At 61.2% G+C, this 15,758-nt stretch carries 16 protein-coding genes and 1 tRNA gene; 7 read left to right on the forward strand and 10 right to left on the reverse strand.

The annotated features are described in order from the left end of the window. Positions 1-77 precede the first annotated feature (77 nt). Positions 78-389 carry a DUF1883 domain-containing protein gene (locus tag JNB71_RS00180; RefSeq protein WP_220369867.1) on the forward strand — a complete coding sequence of 104 codons (312 nt, stop codon included), beginning with the start codon at positions 78-80 and terminating at the stop codon, positions 387-389. 52 nt (positions 390-441) lie between these two features. On the opposite strand, the gene fghA is transcribed toward JNB71_RS00180, so the two are convergent. The 5 genes from fghA to JNB71_RS00205 all read right to left on the reverse strand — a co-directional run bounded on the left by fghA (position 442) and on the right by JNB71_RS00205 (position 4,213). Next, positions 442-1,275, reverse strand: a complete 834-nt coding sequence (gene fghA, locus JNB71_RS00185) for an S-formylglutathione hydrolase (RefSeq protein ID WP_220369868.1) — start codon at positions 1,273-1,275, stop codon at positions 442-444. A 29-nt stretch (positions 1,276-1,304) separates the two neighbouring features. Next, complete coding sequence (locus JNB71_RS00190) at positions 1,305-1,952, reverse strand: DUF1345 domain-containing protein (RefSeq protein ID WP_220369869.1); 648 nt, start codon at positions 1,950-1,952, stop codon at positions 1,305-1,307. Positions 1,953-1,978: 26 nt separating this feature from the next. Beyond that, positions 1,979-2,449 carry a YaiI/YqxD family protein gene (locus JNB71_RS00195; RefSeq protein ID WP_220371097.1) on the reverse strand — a complete coding sequence of 157 codons (471 nt, stop codon included), beginning with the start codon at positions 2,447-2,449 and terminating at the stop codon, positions 1,979-1,981. A gap of 153 nt (positions 2,450-2,602) precedes the next feature. After that, the gene (locus JNB71_RS00200) at positions 2,603-3,730 is read right to left on the reverse strand and encodes an S-(hydroxymethyl)glutathione dehydrogenase/class III alcohol dehydrogenase (RefSeq protein ID WP_220369870.1); all 1,128 of its coding nucleotides are present in this window, start codon (positions 3,728-3,730) and stop codon (positions 2,603-2,605) included. Between the two features lie 87 nt (positions 3,731-3,817). Then, entirely contained in the window at positions 3,818-4,213 is a 396-nt protein-coding gene (locus JNB71_RS00205; RefSeq protein ID WP_220369871.1) for a helix-turn-helix domain-containing protein, read from the reverse strand. Between the two features lie 224 nt (positions 4,214-4,437). On the opposite strand from JNB71_RS00205, the gene JNB71_RS00210 reads away from it, so the two are divergent. After that, positions 4,438-5,349, forward strand: coding sequence for a DMT family transporter (locus tag JNB71_RS00210; protein WP_220371098.1), 912 nt, complete (start codon positions 4,438-4,440; stop codon positions 5,347-5,349). A 157-nt stretch (positions 5,350-5,506) separates the two neighbouring features. Here JNB71_RS00210 and lipB read toward each other — a convergent pair whose 3' ends face one another. Continuing rightward, the gene (lipB, locus tag JNB71_RS00215) at positions 5,507-6,250 is read right to left on the reverse strand and encodes a lipoyl(octanoyl) transferase LipB (protein ID WP_220369872.1); all 744 of its coding nucleotides are present in this window, start codon (positions 6,248-6,250) and stop codon (positions 5,507-5,509) included. Positions 6,251-6,447: 197 nt separating this feature from the next. Here lipB and JNB71_RS00220 point away from each other — a divergent pair. Further along, positions 6,448-6,532 (forward strand) — tRNA-Leu (locus tag JNB71_RS00220). Positions 6,533-6,595: 63 nt separating this feature from the next. Here the strand turns inward: JNB71_RS00220 and JNB71_RS00225 are convergent. Further along, on the reverse strand, positions 6,596-7,096 hold the full coding sequence (locus tag JNB71_RS00225; RefSeq protein ID WP_220369873.1) for a peptide deformylase: 501 nt from the start codon (positions 7,094-7,096) through the stop codon (positions 6,596-6,598). A 257-nt stretch (positions 7,097-7,353) separates the two neighbouring features. On the opposite strand from JNB71_RS00225, the gene mgtE reads away from it, so the two are divergent. Both mgtE and JNB71_RS00235 read left to right on the forward strand, forming a co-directional pair. Beyond that, the gene (mgtE, locus tag JNB71_RS00230; protein WP_220369874.1) at positions 7,354-8,781 is read left to right on the forward strand and encodes a magnesium transporter; all 1,428 of its coding nucleotides are present in this window, start codon (positions 7,354-7,356) and stop codon (positions 8,779-8,781) included. A 164-nt stretch (positions 8,782-8,945) separates the two neighbouring features. Further along, the gene (locus tag JNB71_RS00235) at positions 8,946-9,332 is read left to right on the forward strand and encodes a MerR family transcriptional regulator (RefSeq protein ID WP_220369875.1); all 387 of its coding nucleotides are present in this window, start codon (positions 8,946-8,948) and stop codon (positions 9,330-9,332) included. 28 nt (positions 9,333-9,360) lie between these two features. On the opposite strand, the gene JNB71_RS00240 is transcribed toward JNB71_RS00235, so the two are convergent. The 3 genes from JNB71_RS00240 to JNB71_RS00250 all read right to left on the reverse strand — a co-directional run bounded on the left by JNB71_RS00240 (position 9,361) and on the right by JNB71_RS00250 (position 11,616). Further along, entirely contained in the window at positions 9,361-9,834 is a 474-nt protein-coding gene (locus JNB71_RS00240) for a methyltransferase family protein (RefSeq protein ID WP_220369876.1), read from the reverse strand. A gap of 2 nt (positions 9,835-9,836) precedes the next feature. Beyond that, complete coding sequence (locus JNB71_RS00245; RefSeq protein WP_220369877.1) at positions 9,837-10,844, reverse strand: heparan-alpha-glucosaminide N-acetyltransferase; 1,008 nt, start codon at positions 10,842-10,844, stop codon at positions 9,837-9,839. A 79-nt stretch (positions 10,845-10,923) separates the two neighbouring features. Continuing rightward, positions 10,924-11,616: a DUF599 domain-containing protein gene (locus tag JNB71_RS00250; RefSeq protein WP_220369878.1), complete on the reverse strand. Its 693-nt coding sequence runs from the start codon at positions 11,614-11,616 to the stop codon at positions 10,924-10,926. A gap of 255 nt (positions 11,617-11,871) precedes the next feature. Between JNB71_RS00250 and JNB71_RS00255 the strand changes: the two genes are divergently transcribed. After that, on the forward strand, positions 11,872-13,272 hold the full coding sequence (locus tag JNB71_RS00255; RefSeq protein ID WP_220369879.1) for an L-serine ammonia-lyase: 1,401 nt from the start codon (positions 11,872-11,874) through the stop codon (positions 13,270-13,272). 374 nt (positions 13,273-13,646) lie between these two features. Beyond that, on the forward strand, positions 13,647-15,737 hold the full coding sequence (locus tag JNB71_RS00260) for a glycosyltransferase family 2 protein (RefSeq protein ID WP_223215711.1): 2,091 nt from the start codon (positions 13,647-13,649) through the stop codon (positions 15,735-15,737). The last annotated feature ends 21 nt before the right edge of the window (positions 15,738-15,758 follow it).

A 15,758-nucleotide genomic window follows, 5' to 3' on the forward strand; every position in this document is an offset into this window, starting at 1 on the left:
GGCCGCGCAAAACCATTCCTTAACACGCAAGACCTAATATAACGGCTTCCGATGCAGAGCTTTTCAACGAGAACCGAATGACGAAACTGAAGTTCAGCTTCACGCACTACGACCTCAAGCAGCAACGCGCCGGGGTGACGATAGAGATCACGCTGACGGCCGTGGCCAATGTCCGGCTGATGACGGACAACAATTTCGCCCTCTACAAGCAGGCCATGAAGCATCAGTTCGTCGGCGGCGTGGCGCGCAAGTCGCCCATCCGGCTGACCATCCCGCAATCCGGCCACTGGCACGTCGTCGTCGACATGGAAGGCCATCACGGCCAGAGCGAATCGAGCATACGGGTCGTCGAGACCGCCACTGCGCCCCGTTTCCAATCCGCATCCTGAAGAAGAACCGCGCCGTGGTGCACGACGCTGTTCCGACGTCTCCGACCGAAGTTCAGCCCAGCCGCTCGGCGTGCCATTTCAGGTGATCGTCCATGAAGGACGAAATGAAATAGTAGGAATGGTCGTAGCGTTCATGCATCCGCAGCGTCAGGTCTATGCCGGTGCCCTTGACCGCTTCCTCGAACAGCCAGGGACGCAAGCCGCTTTCGAGGAAATTGTCGGCCTTGCCCTGGTCGATCAGGAATTCCGGAAACCGGGCGCCGTCCTTCACCAGCGCGCAGGCGTCATATTGCCGCCAGGCGGCCTTGTCGGCGCCAAGGTATTTTTCAAAGGCGCCGACTGACCAGTCAGCCGTTGAGGGCGCGACGATCGGCGCGAAGGCCGAGCAGCTCTTGAAGCGTTCGGGGTTCTTCAGCGCGATGGTCATGGCGCCATGGCCGCCCATCGAATGCCCGAAGATGCCCTGGCGGCTCATGTCGACGCGAAAATGCTGGCCGACGAAGGCGGGCAGCTCCTGCGTGACGTAGGTGTACATCTGGTAGTTTTCGGCCCAGGGCGCCTCGGTCGCATCGAGATAGAAGCCGGCACCCTTGCCCATCTGCCAGTTGGTCAGCTCGTCGGGAACATCGTTGCCGCGCGGGCTGGTATCGGGGCAGACGATGATCAGGCCAAGTTGGGCGGCCATGCGGCGATACTCGCCTTTTTCCATGACGTTCGCATGGGTGCAGGTCAGGCCGGAGAGATACCAGAGAACCGGGCAGGGGGCTGAGATCGCCTGCGGCGGAACATAGACCGCGAAAGTCATTTCGGTCTTGCAGGCCTGCGAATCGTGCGAAAAGACGCCCTGCATGCCACCGAAGGCGGTGTTCTGGGAAAGGACTTTCAAGCTGTGCTCCTTTGAAGCTGAATAGCGCGTCATGCCAGCGACACGGCCGCATTGACCGCAGCCGCCACCAGCACCGTATTGAAGAAAAAGGATACGACCGCGTGCAGGAGATTGATCTTTCGCATGGCGGTCGAGGTGACGGCAACATCCGAAGTTTGTGCCGTCATGCCGATGACGAAAGCGAAGTAAAGGAAATCGTAGCCCCCCGGCTCCGTCGTGCCCGGGAACTCGAGGCTGTGGCCGTCGCCCTGGTTGTCCCCCATTTCCGGGCTCCAATAGCGGTGGGCGTAGTGCATCGCCGCCATCGTATGGATGGTCAACCAGCCGAGCACGACCGATGCAAAGGCGATGGTGAGCTCGATCACTGTCTCCTCGGCATTGAGCGCCTGGAACAGGGAGCCAATGGAAACGCCGACGGCGATGAGCGTGACCGCAAGAATGACGATCGCGGGTTCGTCGGTGCCGGCAGCGTTGCGCTTCAGATAGTTGCCCGTCAATTTCGGCAGACGATATGCGATGAAAGCGAGATATGCGGCAAAGAACACGACCGCCGACAGTCCGACCGCGAGTTCGGGCGCCACAAACAGACAAACAACAGCGGTGAGGACGGCGCAAATGCCACCGGTATAAAAGGGGGCATGGCGGCGATGGGCGATCTTTCTGTCTGCCTTGCTCATGAACGCTCCCGGCGCTTTCTGTATCACTAGCGCTGTTTGGCGCGGCGGCAAAGCCGATCGAGCGTTTCGAGAAAAGCGGAACGATCGCGCGGCGAGAAGGCGGCGTTGTAGCCCTTGCTTTCGCCGGTTTCGCGCAGGTGAGCGCTGAGATCGCGCATCGCGGTCGCCATGCCGATGTTGGCCTTGTCGAAGATGCGTCCCGTTGGCCCGGTCACCTGCGCACCGGCGGCAACACAGCGGCCGGCCAGGGGAACGTCAGCCGTGACGACGATGTCGCCTTGGCCGGCTCGCTCCGCTATCCAGTTGTCGGCCGCATCGAAGCCGGCCGAGACGATGACATTGCGCACCATCGGGTCGCGGGACGGCCGCAGACCGGAATTGGCGACCAGCACGACCGGCAGGCCGTGGCGCTCGGCGACCTTGAGGATTTCAGGCTTTACCGGGCAGGCGTCGGCATCGACATAGATGGTGCTGGGGTGGGGTGTTTCTTCCGACATAGCCACTGTACTTCGTCTGCGACCGAATTTCCCGTCCGCTTCATCAGATTGCTGACCGCTGTCATGGCCGCAGCAGAAGCAGGCCGCATGCGGATGTTGCCGTTGTCAATAGGTCCGCGCCCCCTGAGCGGGACGCGGTACCCAGGCATAGCCTTAATAGATCACCACGCTGCGAATGCTTTCGCCGGCATGCATCAGGTCGAAACCTTTGTTGATGTCCTCGAGCGGCATGGTGTGGGTGATCATCGGGTCGATCTGGATCTTGCCGTCCATGTACCACTCGACGATCTTCGGCACGTCGGTGCGGCCGCGGGCGCCGCCGAAAGCGGTACCCATCCAGTTGCGGCCGGTGACCAGCTGGAACGGGCGCGTCGAGATCTCCTGGCCGGCGCCGGCAACCCCAATGATCACCGACTTGCCCCAGCCGCGATGCGAGCTTTCCAGCGCCTGGCGCATCACCTTGGTGTTGCCGGTGCAGTCGAAGGTGTAGTCGGCGCCGCCGATCGTGTCGCCATGGCGCTTGGTCATGTTGACGAGGTAGGGCACGATGTCGTCGCCGACATCCTTCGGATTGACGAAATGCGTCATGCCGAACTTTTCGCCCCAGGCCTTGCGGTCGGGGTTGATGTCGACGCCGATGATCATGTCGGCACCGGCAAGACGCAGGCCCTGCAGCACGTTCAGCCCGATGCCGCCGAGGCCGAAGACGATCGCGGTCGAGCCGATCTCGACCTTGGCGGTGTTGATGACGGCGCCGATGCCGGTGGTGACGCCACAGCCGATGTAGCAGATCTTGTCGAACGGCGCGTCGGGATTGACTTTGGCAAGCGCGATCTCCGGCAGCACGGTGAAGTTGGCGAAGGTCGAGCAACCCATGTAATGGAAGATCTTGTCCTTGCCGATCGAGAAGCGCGAGGTGCCGTCCGGCATCAGGCCCTGGCCCTGGGTGGCTCGGATCGAGGTGCACAGGTTAGTCTTGCGCGACAGGCACGAGTAGCATTCGCGGCATTCCGGCGTGTAGAGCGGAATGACATGGTCGCCCTTCTTCAGCGACGTGACGCCCGGTCCGACATCGACGACGATGCCGGCGCCCTCATGGCCGAGGATCGCCGGAAACAGGCCTTCCGGGTCGGCACCCGACAGCGTGAACTCGTCGGTGTGGCAGATGCCGGTCGCCTTGACCTCGACCAGCACTTCGCCGGCGCGCGGGCCATCGAGCTGAACGGTCATGATTTCCAATGGCTTGCCGGCCTGAACGGCAACAGCGGCGCGTACGTCCATGGTTCTTCTCCCTGAATGATTTGGCGCCACAATCGCAGAGTGGCGTGCGGCGCTCAAGCCGCAATCGGCTATTTTAAGTCGTGATTGTCATATGTCCTGTAGGACGCGGTTGATCTCCAGCTCGAGGGCAGAGATCGCTTTCCCAGTCTGCTCGTGCAGTTTCTTCACGTGCGCCAGCTGGTCGCGCAACTGGCCGGCAACGCTGTTGGAAAGATCGTCCTTCGGCGCCTCACCGATACCGGCGATCAGCCAGGCCGGGCTGACCCCCAGCACGCCCGCCAGCGTGAACAACCGGCTGGTGCGCGGTTCCGACCGGTCGCGCTCCCACGCGGAAATCGTGTCGCTGCGAACGCCCAGCCGGTCTGCCAGCTCCTGGACAGAGAGATTCATCGCATCGCGCGCACGCCAGATGCGGCCGCCAAGCGTATCATTGTCGCTTGGGCGACGAATCATCTCTAGAAAGGTATCGGTTGATAAGCGCATCGGTCTCTCCTTTTGCCTTGCTGGCTTGGGTGGTCGAGTTCCGGGGCGGCCGCGAATGCGGTCGGATGGTTCACCCAGACAGTCTATACTGACCTCCACTCGATCGGACACTTCAGCACGCCAAAAATACCGCCAAAAACGCCTTTCGTTTCGCCGGTCCGACAACAATGAAATGGAACGACAGCTTGAGCACGCCATCGCGTATAACCCCCGCCACCACCGTCATGCAGGGCCTTGCGATCATGCTGTTTGCGATGATCATCCTGCCCTGCATGGATGCGATCGCCAAATACATGGCCGTCTATCAGGGCATGTCGCCAGGGCAGGTGACGTTTTACAGGTTCTTCTTCCAGCTCGTTTCTGTGCTGCCCCTCTTGCTGACCACGGGTGGCCTGCGGGCGCTGAAACCCAGGCGGCTGTGGTTCAATCTGCTGCGCGGCGTGCTGCTTGCCGGGGCGGCATTGTTGTTCTTCGTTTCGGTCAAATACATGCCGCTTGCCGACGTCTTCGCCATCTATTTCGTCGAACCGTTCATGCTTACCTGCCTTTCGGCACTGATCCTGCGCGAAAAAGTCGGATGGCGGCGCTGGCTTGCCATCGTCATCGGTTTCGGCGGCGCAATGATCGTCATCCAGCCGAGCTTCGAACTCTTCGGCTTGACGTCGCTGCTGCCGGTTTTCTGCGCTTTCCTGTTTGCCTGCTATCTTCTGTTGAACCGGATTGTCGGCAGCGCCGACACGCCGCTGGCGATGCAGACGATCGCCGGGATCGGCGGCTCCCTGTTCATGATCGTGGTCATCGCCGTCGGCCACAGCGCGGGAGCAGCGGATTTCGTGCCGTCGCTGCCGCATTCCCCGCTCGGCTGGGTTCTGGTCATCGCCCTCGGCACGATTTCCGGCTACGGCCACCTCCTGGTCGTCAAGGCGTTTCAGGCCGCCCCGGTATCGCTTCTCGCTCCGTTCCACTATTTCGAGATCATCACCGGCACCGCCCTGGGATTCCTGATCTTCGGCGAATTTCCGACAGCGTCGAAATGGCTTGGCATCGTGATCATCGTCGGTTCCGGCCTTTTCATGATCTGGCGGGAGCGGCAGGCGGGGCTACTGCATAATTCCCTGGAATCGGAAGCGGTTTGAGAAACAGGCCGCGGCGCTGCAATGGCAAAATTTGAATGAATCGCGCAGGCGTTTGGCGCAGGAGCAGCAGGCACTCGATCGGCTCGGCGTTCTGGCGGGTATGCCGGCGCGGGATGCGACAGCGGCATAGGCCATTCCTGCATCGCTATGCCATCATCTATGCGACGGACCGGCTGTTTTCCTGAGCGTCGTCGTCGATTGTCGGGCCGAAAATGGCCTCGAACGCCTGGCGCAGCCTGATGTCGACATCGGTCATCATCACCGGCAGGCCGAGGTCGACCAGGCTTGTCACGCCATAGCCGCGAATACCGCAGGGCACGATGCCGCCGAAATGATCGAGATCCGGATCGACATTCAGCGAAAGGCCGTGAAAGCTCACCCATTTGCGCAGGCGGATACCGATTGCGGCAATCTTGTCTTCCGCCATCGAGCCATCGGGCAGGGCCGGCCGTTCCGGCCGGCGCACCCAGACGCCGACACGCTCTTCCCGGCGCTCGCCCTTCACGTTCATGCTGGCGAGCGTTTCGATGATCACGCCTTCGAGAGCAGCGACGAAGGCCCGGACGTCCTGCTTGCGCCGCTTGAGATCGAGCATGACGTAGACGACGCGCTGTCCCGGCCCGTGATAGGTGTATTCGCCGCCGCGGCCCGTCTGGTACACCGGAAATCGGTCGGGCATGACGAGGTCCGATGCATCGGCGCTGGTGCCGGCGGTATAGAGCGGCGGATGCTCGACGAGCCATACGAGTTCGTCCGCTTCGCCGGCCGAGATTGCCGCTGCTTCGCGCTCCATCGTTTCGACAGCCTTGGCATAATCGACGAGCGAAGGCGCGATTCGCCAGCGCACCGGCGCTGATCCTTCGGCAGAGAAGAATGTCTTTTCAAGGCTTTCGCGTTGCATGGTCGCCGGCAGTCCTGTTTGTGCGTGGTTTCTAGATGGTACGCGAAGGGCCAAGAGTCCAGCGTTCTCAGGGGGCGCGAGAGCGGCTTGTTGAAATAGTTGCTGTTGCCGTCAACTTTCTGTCATCCTGCTCTTGTGCACCCCAAATGCTTTTGCTACATGCACCCCCGCCGGAGCAATCGGGCACCTACCACGATGCGGTCGTGGCGGAATTGGTAGACGCGCAGCGTTGAGGTCGCTGTGGGGCAACCCGTGGAAGTTCGAGTCTTCTCGACCGCACCATTGGCTTTCAAGCCAAGCAAAAGAGCCCGCTTCCAGCGGGTTTTTTTATGTCCTGAACAGCGTTTAGCCAATCCTGCCGAGTTTTGCGAAACGCTTTGTCGCGCGCTCGCGCTTCAGCCGGGACAGCCGCTGCAGCCAGAAGATGCCGTCGAGCTGGTCGATCTCGTGCTGCAGGCAGATGGATAGAAAACCATCGACTTCCGTCTCGACCACCTCGCCGGAAAGCGTCTGGTAGCGGAGGCGGATCAGGCGGGGACGAACGACGTCTTCGGTGATTCCCGGCATGGAAACGCTGCCTTCGCTGTGCGAGACCGTGTCGCTGGACGACCAGACAAGTTCCGGATTGACGTAGATTTTAGGCCCCGATGCGGGGTCGAGTTCGATGACGGTGATTCGCTGCAGGACGCCGATATGCGGCGCCGTGATGCCGACGCCCGGCGCTGCACGCATCGTTTCCAGGAGGTCGTCGGCAAGGGCGGCGAGATCCTTGTCGAACCGTTCCACAGGAACTGCCGGCATGCTCAGCCGCGCATCGGGAAATCGCAGGATCGGTCGTATCGGCAAGGTCGCCTCCGCGTTTTTTAGGCCGCCTCAGAGCTAAACAATTCTCATGATTTTGCAACAGCTTGGGTAAAAGTGATGGCGCGATCGGTCCGCGGGCGAATCGGATGGTGGACCTGGCCGGTGGGTTGGTTTAGCAGGGAAGGGCGGTTCCTCTCGCGGGGGGCTCCGCGACCATCGGCATATGACATGGCCTTCCTGCTCCCGCCGGTTCGTGTGCCGGCGTCTTGGATGGCTGCAATTCTTGCGAGGGCGGGCACATGAGCAGCACCGGCGATCAGGAAAATGAGCGCACTGCGGTGGGCGAAGATGCCTATGACGGCTCCGACATCTATGCCGAAGACGGGTCGGTGCGTTCCGACTACCTGATGCATGTCGGCGCCGCGATTGCCGATCGCGATCTGCTCTATCTTCGCCAGCATGTTGCCCGCCTGCACGCGTCGGAGATGGGCGACGTGCTGGAAGCCATCCAGCCGGAGCAGCGCCGGGCGCTGGTTTCCCTTCTTGGCGAGGATTTCGACCTTTCGGCACTGACCGAAGTGGACGAGGCGATCCGCCTCGACATCGTCGAACACCTGCCGAACGAGCAGATCGCCGCTGCGATCGGCGAGATGGATTCGGATGACGCCGTCTACATCCTGGAAGACCTCGATCAGGAGGACCAGGAAGAAATCCTGTCGAAGCTGCCGTTCACGGAACGGGTGCGGCTGCGCCGTTCGCTAGACTATCCCGAAAGCACGGCCGGCCGCCGCATGCAGACGGAGTTCGTGGCGGTGCCGCCATTCTGGACAGTCGGTCAGACCATCGACTATATGCGCGAGGACGATGACCTGCCCGAAAGCTTTACCCAGATCTTCGTTATCGATCCGACCTTCAAGCTGGTCGGCGCGCTCGACCTGGACCGCATCCTGCGGACCAAGCGCTCGGTCAAGATCGAGACCATCATGCGCGAGACGGTACACCCGATCCCGGCCGAAATGGACCAGGAAGAAGCTGCCCAGCTCTTCGAGCAATACGACCTTTTGTCTGCCCCGGTCGTCGATGAAAACAACCGCCTGGTCGGTGTCCTGACGATCGATGATGTCGTCGACGTCATCCAGGAAGAGGCCGAGGAGGACCTGATGCGTCTCGGCGGCGTCGGGGACGAAGAACTCTCCGATTCGGTCATCAGCACGTCGCGCTCGCGCGTCGTCTGGCTGCTGGTCAACCTGGGAACGGCGTTTCTGGCGGCTTCGGTCATCGGGCTTTTCGAGGCGACGATCCAGCAGATTGTCGCCCTAGCCGTACTGATGCCGATCGTCGCCGGCATGGGCGGCAATGCCGGCTCACAGACGATGACGGTCACGGTGCGGGCGCTCGCGACCCGCGATCTCGATATTCACAATGCCTGGCGCATCGTTCGCCGCGAGGCCGGTGTCGGCCTCTTGAACGGGTTGCTGTTCGGCGTGTTGATCGGCATCGTCGCAGGCGCGTGGTTCCAGGACTACAATATCGGCGGCATCATCGCAGCAGCCATGCTGATCAACATGATCGCTGCCGCTCTGGCCGGGATCACGATCCCGTTGCTGCTTGACCGTTTCGGTGCCGATCCCGCCGTCTCTTCGGCGGTTTTCGTCACCACGGTGACGGATGTGACCGGGTTTTTTGCCTTCCTCGGCCTCGCAACCTGGTGGTTCCATGTCAGTTAGCGCTTACGGGAAAGTTGACTTTTACGTCAAAGTCAATCAGATTGTCCCGGGGACATGCGACCGCCCCTTTTCAGATGGGTGACCGGCGCGACACTTGAACCGCATCGTGAAGCACCGGCGTCTCGCTTCAGGTGCTTCAAGCCGCGGTTCCAAGCGAGGCAGGCGTGAAAAAATACTATACCATTACGGAACTGACACGGGAATTCGGCATATCGACCCGAACGCTGCGCTTCTACGAGGATGAGGGTCTCATTCATCCGGAGCGGCGCGGCCGCACCCGATTGTTCCGCTCGGCCGACCGCCGGTTGATCATGGAAATCCTGCGCGGTCGCCGCATTGGTTTCACCATCGCTGAAATCCGCGAAATCATCCAGGTCTACAAGGATCCGCCCGGCGAGGCGGGGCAACTGCGGCTTCTGATGAAGCGTGTCGAGGAAAAGCGCGAAGAACTGCAGCAGAAGCGCAAGGACATCGAGGAGACACTCGAAGAATTGAACAATGTCGAGGAAGCCTGTCTGACACGGCTGGCCGAGATAGGGGTTGGCACCTGACGCGCACGGTCTTGCGCCACGGTTTGTGTCAAATCCACCGGCTGGTGGCGCGGCAATAGCGCTCGAACTCGAACCCGAAGCGCGACAAAAGATGAAGTTCCTCATTGCGGATCGCAAAGGCGGTCGTCACGGCCACGGAGGCGCTGGCCAGAATGAAGAACCACGGATTGAGCGTGATCAGGCCGAAACCGACCATCATGACCGTGTAACCGAGATAGATCGGATTGCGGGTGAAGCGGAACGGTCCGCAGGTGACGAGATGCGATGAACCCCGATGCGGCAGGACGGCGGTGTGCCGCTCGATCAGCGTCTTCATTGCCCATATGTCCAGGAACAGCGCGATGAGAACGAGGGCCGCGCCGGCAAGCCACGGTATCCAGCCCTGGCTGTGAGCTACGGCAATCGGCGCCGAACGCCCCAGGGCCACCGCCCCCAGCATGGCGAGCACATAAAGAAAGGGCGGCCAGGGATATGTCAGCGGCTTGGTGCGATAGGCGTTCATGTCTATTCCTTCGCTTGTGCGTCCACGGTGCATTGGCCGGCGATGCGCGCAATGCGCTCGTCGGTATTGATGTCGATTTTGCCGGCGTTCAGCGGCTCGAAAAGATTCTCCTCCATCAGCTTGTCTAGCGTGCAGCCGCAGAAATTCGCGCAGATGGCGGCGGTTTCCTGCTTGCGGCAGGTCATCTCGCAATTGACGCGGAAGGCCTCGACCGGATCCGGCTTGGCCGCGGGAAAACCGAGAGAGAAGAGATAGACGAGCGCAAAGAGCAGCGGCTGATGCAGAAGATAGATGACGAGACTGTGGCGTCCGGCCGTAGTCAGCAGCATTTTCCACCGCGCGCTGCCGTCGGTGCGCAATCTCTCGAACCATCCGAAACCCGTTGCAATGCGCGCCGCCGCAATGCCCGCGAGGAACGGAGCAAGCCATGGGAGCAAGGGGACATAGTCGTTCGAGCGGGGTAAGGTTTGCGACAGGCCAACCCATAGCAGCGCCGGCGTGTCGAACACCGGTGATCGCAGGTAGAACGGTGCCGCGAAGGCCGCGGCTGCTGCCGCCAGGGTCAGGAGGGCGGGCAGCCTGAGGAAGATCAGGCCGATCAGGCTCGCCACGGCGATCGAATGCAGGATGCCGAAGAAGATGAAGCTGTCGGGGAAGGCAAACCAGGTGACGCCGGTGATGGCGAGGGCGGCGGCTGCTATTTTGGCAAAGCGGATGGCGAAGGAGCGGGCGCGAAACACGGGGTAGTGCCCGAGCACGAGGCTGACGCCGGCCAGAAACAGGAAACTGCCGGCGATTAGCCGTGCATACATCTTGAATGCCCCGGTCCCGACGGTGCCAGGTTCGATATAGCCGAAGAATTCCAGATCCCAGGAAAAATGGTAGGTCGCCATGGCGACCAGGGCGACACCGCGCAGCGCATCGATCGCCCAGATCCGGTCCCGTTCTTCGGCGGTTGCCGGCGGCGCTGTCCCATTGTCGCTTGCGTTGACTGCGTTGCGAATCGACATGGCTCTACTTTCCAATCTTCAGAACATACGGCGGCAAGCTTGCGTCTGGCGCAAGGATTCGCCGTGCTGTGTCAAAAACTTAAGGGTTTGTGTCGTCAAGAAGGGCTTCGCGCGCTTCAGAATAGAATTGTCGCCGCGTGAGGACGAAGATGACGAAGATGGTGAGCGCGATGAAGACGTAGGGGCTGACGAACCAGCCGAGATAGCCGATCGACAGGAAGATGCTGCGCAGGCCGGCATTGAAGTGCTTGGCGGCGAGGATGTTCATCTTGACTGCACGTCCGGCTGCGCGTTCGGCGCCGGGCCGGTCCTCATGCATGTCCGACATCATCGGAATGCCGCCGATCAGGATCGAGCAGTAGTTGAACAGGCGGTAGGACCAGGCGAACTTGAAAAAGGCATACGCGAACAGGCAGGCAAGGCCGCCGACCTTCAGTTCGAAGGCACTGCGCCCGCCACGAAAGACGTAAGGCAGGTCGTTCATGATCGTCTGGACCTGGTCCGTAGCTCCGAGCAAGGCGAAACAGCCGCCGAGCGCGAAGATCGTCGTGGACGCAAAGAAGGCCGTACCCGCCTGCAGGCCGGCAACGATCTGGGTGTCGATCATCTTCAGGTCGCGATTGAGCGAATTGAGGAGCCACCGGCGGCGGTTCTCCATCATCAGCCGCGTCAGGCTGATCCGCTGGAAGTGAACCTTCCCGTCCGTGGCCCAGTTGTATCCGGTCCACAGCAGCGCAAAAATCGCCAATGCGATATAATCGGTAAGTGTCATGATTGTGTTTTTGGCATGGTTTGCCGAAATTGCAAGGCGCTGCGAAAGTTCACCGTGCCCCTTGAAATCGGCTGCCGCGCATGGCGACTTATAGGTGAAGAATCGCCGTGATGGCGCGGGAGCCGCAAAGCGTGTCGCACCCGCGGGACCGGATGTCGGTCGATCGCCTGATGGCAGGCGCAGGATAGCCTAGTTTCTTAGACGTGATCATGGTCGGCGTGTTTCCGGCCAACCAGTGCCCAGGGCGGAGTTCGAATGTTTCTTTCGGTTTTTGACGTCTTCAAGATCGGTATCGGTCCTTCAAGTTCGCACACGATGGGGCCGATGTCGGCGGCCAACCGCTTTCTCGACCTGATCCTGTCGAGCGACTGGCCGCGGCCGGCCAATGCTGCCGTCGCCTCCATCAAGTCGAGCCTGCATGGTTCGCTCGCCTTCACCGGCATCGGCCATGGAACGGGCAGGGCGGTCATCCTCGGCCTGATGGGCGAGCGCCCCGATCAGGTCGATCCCGATCGCATGGATGACATCATCGAAACGGTCGAGCGCACCGGCCGCATCACCCCGCCCGGACATCCGGCCTATGATTTCCAGCCGAAGACCGACCTCGTCTTCGACAAGAAGGTACCCCTGCCGGGCCACGCCAATGGCATGTCCTTTTCCGCCTTCGACAGGGACGGGCGGTTGCTGCTGAAACGCGTCTATTATTCCATCGGCGGCGGCTTCGTCGTCACCGATACGGAACTCGAGGCGATGAAGGCGAGCAAGGCAAAGCCGGGCGGCGTCAAGGTTCCCTATCCCTTCTCGACCGCCAGGCAGATGCTGGAGATGGCGCAACGCTCGGGCCTGTCGATCGCCCAGATGAAGCGGGCGAACGAGGAATGTTCGATGTCGCGGGAGGAGCTTGACGAAGGGCTCGATCGCATCTGGGCGGCAATGAAGAGCTGCATCGACCGCGGGCTGACCGGCGGCGGTATCCTGCCCGGCGGGCTGAAGGTGCGCCGCCGCGCCGCCATGATCCACGACAAGCTGCAGGAGGAATGGCGCTCCAACAAGGTCAATCCGCTGCTCGCCAACGACTGGCTGAGCGTCTACGCGATGGCGGTGAACGAGGAGAACGCCGCCGGCGGCAGGGTGGTGACCTCGCCGACCAATGGCGCAGCCGGCGTGGTTCCGGCGACCATCCGCTATTATCTGCATTTTCACGACGATGCGGACCATCATGGCATTCGCGACTATCTTCTGACCGCTGCTGCAATCGGCGGCATCATCAAGTTCAACGCCTCGATCTCCGGCGCCGAGGTCGGCTGTCAGGGCGAGGTCGGCTCTGCCTCCGCGATGGCGGCGGCCGGGCTTGCGGCCGTGATGGGCGGCACGCCCGAGCAGATCGAGAACGCCGCGGAAATCGCGCTCGAACACCATCTCGGCATGACCTGCGATCCGATCGCTGGCCTCGTGCAGGTGCCCTGCATCGAGCGCAATGCGCTCGGCGCGGTCAAGGCCGTTACGGCCGCGTCGTTGGCGATCAAGGGCGACGGGCAGCATTTCGTGCCGCTGGATGCCTGCATCGAGACGATGCGCCAGACCGGGGTCGATATGCACGACAAATACAAGGAGACCTCGACGGGCGGCCTCGCCGTCAATGTCGTGGAGTGCTGAGTGTTCTCACAGCCTCTTGCGCCGACAGGACAGTAGAACACGGCTCAAAAGCCTGTCCCGCTAGAGCGCCAATTGCTCGCGCGATCTGCGTTCATCGCGTGGGAGGGTGCATCATTCGGTACCGGGCAAGTCCATTTTGTCGATTTTTCTTATTAGAAATAAATAAAATAAAAATCCTCTCTCGGCTGTTCTCTTGGCGTAGTCCGGTATTCAATGATCGAACCTGTTTCGACACAGGAATATTTGCATTTCACTTACTGAATCCAGTAAAATTTGGGGGTTGTTCAACGTCAAATACTGAGGAATGCTGAGACCTGCGCAGCGCGGGCGAAATCGTGATCGCGACCCTGCTTGCGACACAACGGATGCTTGAGATGAGGATCCTGAACCATCGCATCACGCGGGTAGCAGTCGGGATTTTGCTCCTGGGGCTTGTGGTCGTCGCCCTGTTGCCGGGCTTGACGGGATTCACCAGCCTGGATGGCACTGTCAATGCACGCCTTGCAGTCATAAACGCGCCGATCGACGGCGAGGTTGTCGGATCCCCACAGCGGATCGGAACGCCGGTAAGCGCGGGTGAGGTACTTGCGACCATTCGCAATGAACGCGTCAACCGGGCAGTTCTCGCGTCGCTGCGCTCAGAACACCGCACGGCCGCCGCACGCGTCGAGGCGCTTGAGCGGGAACGCGAGGAACTCTCCCGGCTGCGTCGTCAGCTTGCCGAACGGCTCGAGATATTCCAGCGCGCGACCATTGCCAGCCTTGAACAGGAATTGCAGATCCTGCGCAAGCGGGTCGAGGTGGCGCGCGCCCAGGATCTGGTGGCAAAGGTGGATCTCGGCCGCCGGCAGGATTTGGAGTCGAGGGGTATTTTCGCCCGCAAGATGGTCGAGTCGGCGCAGGCAGCCGGCGCGGCGACCGGCGGTGTGCTCGATGACGGCCGTCGCGGCTGGCTCAAGGCCTACTGCGAACGACACGGCGCGATCCATGTTACCCGCAGCGACAACGCCCATGCCAAGGCCGGCAATATGAACAATGGCTTGCGCGTCAGTTCCGGCGATTTCATCGCCATCTTCGACGCGGATTTCGTGCCATATCGTCATTTCATCAGGCGAACATTACCGTTCTTTTCGGACGGCACCATCGGCATCGTTCAGACGCCGCAGCACTTCTTCAACGTTGATCCGGTGCAATCCAATCTCGGTCTCGAGAACATATGGCCGGACGAACAGCGCCTGTTCTTCGACGAGATTGCACCGAGCAGAGATGGCTGGGATGTGAGCTTCTGCTGCGGTTCCTGCTCGATCGCGCGCCGCGAGGCGGTTGATGCGATCGGCGGCTTCCCGACCGAGTCCATTACGGAAGATCTGCTGACAACGCTTTCGATGCTCAACAAAGGCTACAAGACCCGTTACCTGAATGAGCGACTGTCGATGGGTCTGGCGGCCGAAAACCTCACCGGCTATTTCGTCCAGCGCGAGCGCTGGTGCCAAGGCGGCATCCAGACGCTCTACCTGCACAACGGCCCTCTGCGAGGACCTGGGCTTTCCCTCTTCCAGCGCATCATGTTCCTGCCGATGTCGTGGCTGGTGCAATATCTGGTCCGCTTCGTCGTCCTGCTCGTGCCGATCGTCTATTTCTGGTTCGGCGCGCTGCCGCTTCATTTCACCGAGGTCGCCGATTATGTCTCTCATCAGGTGCCACTCCTGGCCGCCTATTTTCTTTTGATGCTCTGGATTACGCCGACCCGTTACCTCCCGGTGGTCTCCAGCGCTGTTGGGACCTTCGCCGCGTTCCGCATGCTGCCGACGGTGATCTCCAGTCTGGTGCGACCATTCGGCAAGCCGTTCAAAGTGACGCCCAAGGGCAGCGGCAACGAGGAGAGCGTCTACGACGCCTACACTTTCAGCTGGATCGCGGGCTTCATCGTCGTTACCGCGCTCGGCCTGGTCGTCAACATCGTTCCTGAAACGGCGCGGATACAGGGAGCGTTTTCGCCGATCGCGGCGCTGTGGGCCGGTGTCAACATCGTGGTGCTCCTCATCGCCTCGCTGATCTGCTTCGAGAAGCCGCGGCGCCTCTTTCAAGCGTTCAAGCTCGACGAGCCCGCAAATGTCGATGGTTCCCCGGGCCGCCTTGTGAGCCTGTCCCTCGAAAAGGCGGTGGTCGCGGTTCCAGCGCAAACACGGTTTCAATCCACACGCTTGCGGTTGGCCCTCGACGGATTCGCGCCGATTGAGGCGGAGCTCAGGCAGGCAACCCAGCGGCGGGGAGACATCAGCCGCCCAGGCGACATGCGGCGTTACTACCTCCATCTTCATTTCGACCTTGACGGCGCCGAGCGGGACAAGATGATCGTCAAGCTCTATACGGGGCGCTATTCGCAGGACATTCCCGATATCGACAAGGTTGCCGTCTCGGTAAATCTGTTGCTGCGTGCCTTCGGGCGCACGCGCACGGCATAGTGGTTGCGACACGCTCTGGCG

The sequence above is a fragment of the Rhizobium herbae genome (assembly GCF_019511375.1).
GTDB lineage: Bacteria > Pseudomonadota > Alphaproteobacteria > Rhizobiales > Rhizobiaceae > Pararhizobium > Pararhizobium herbae_A.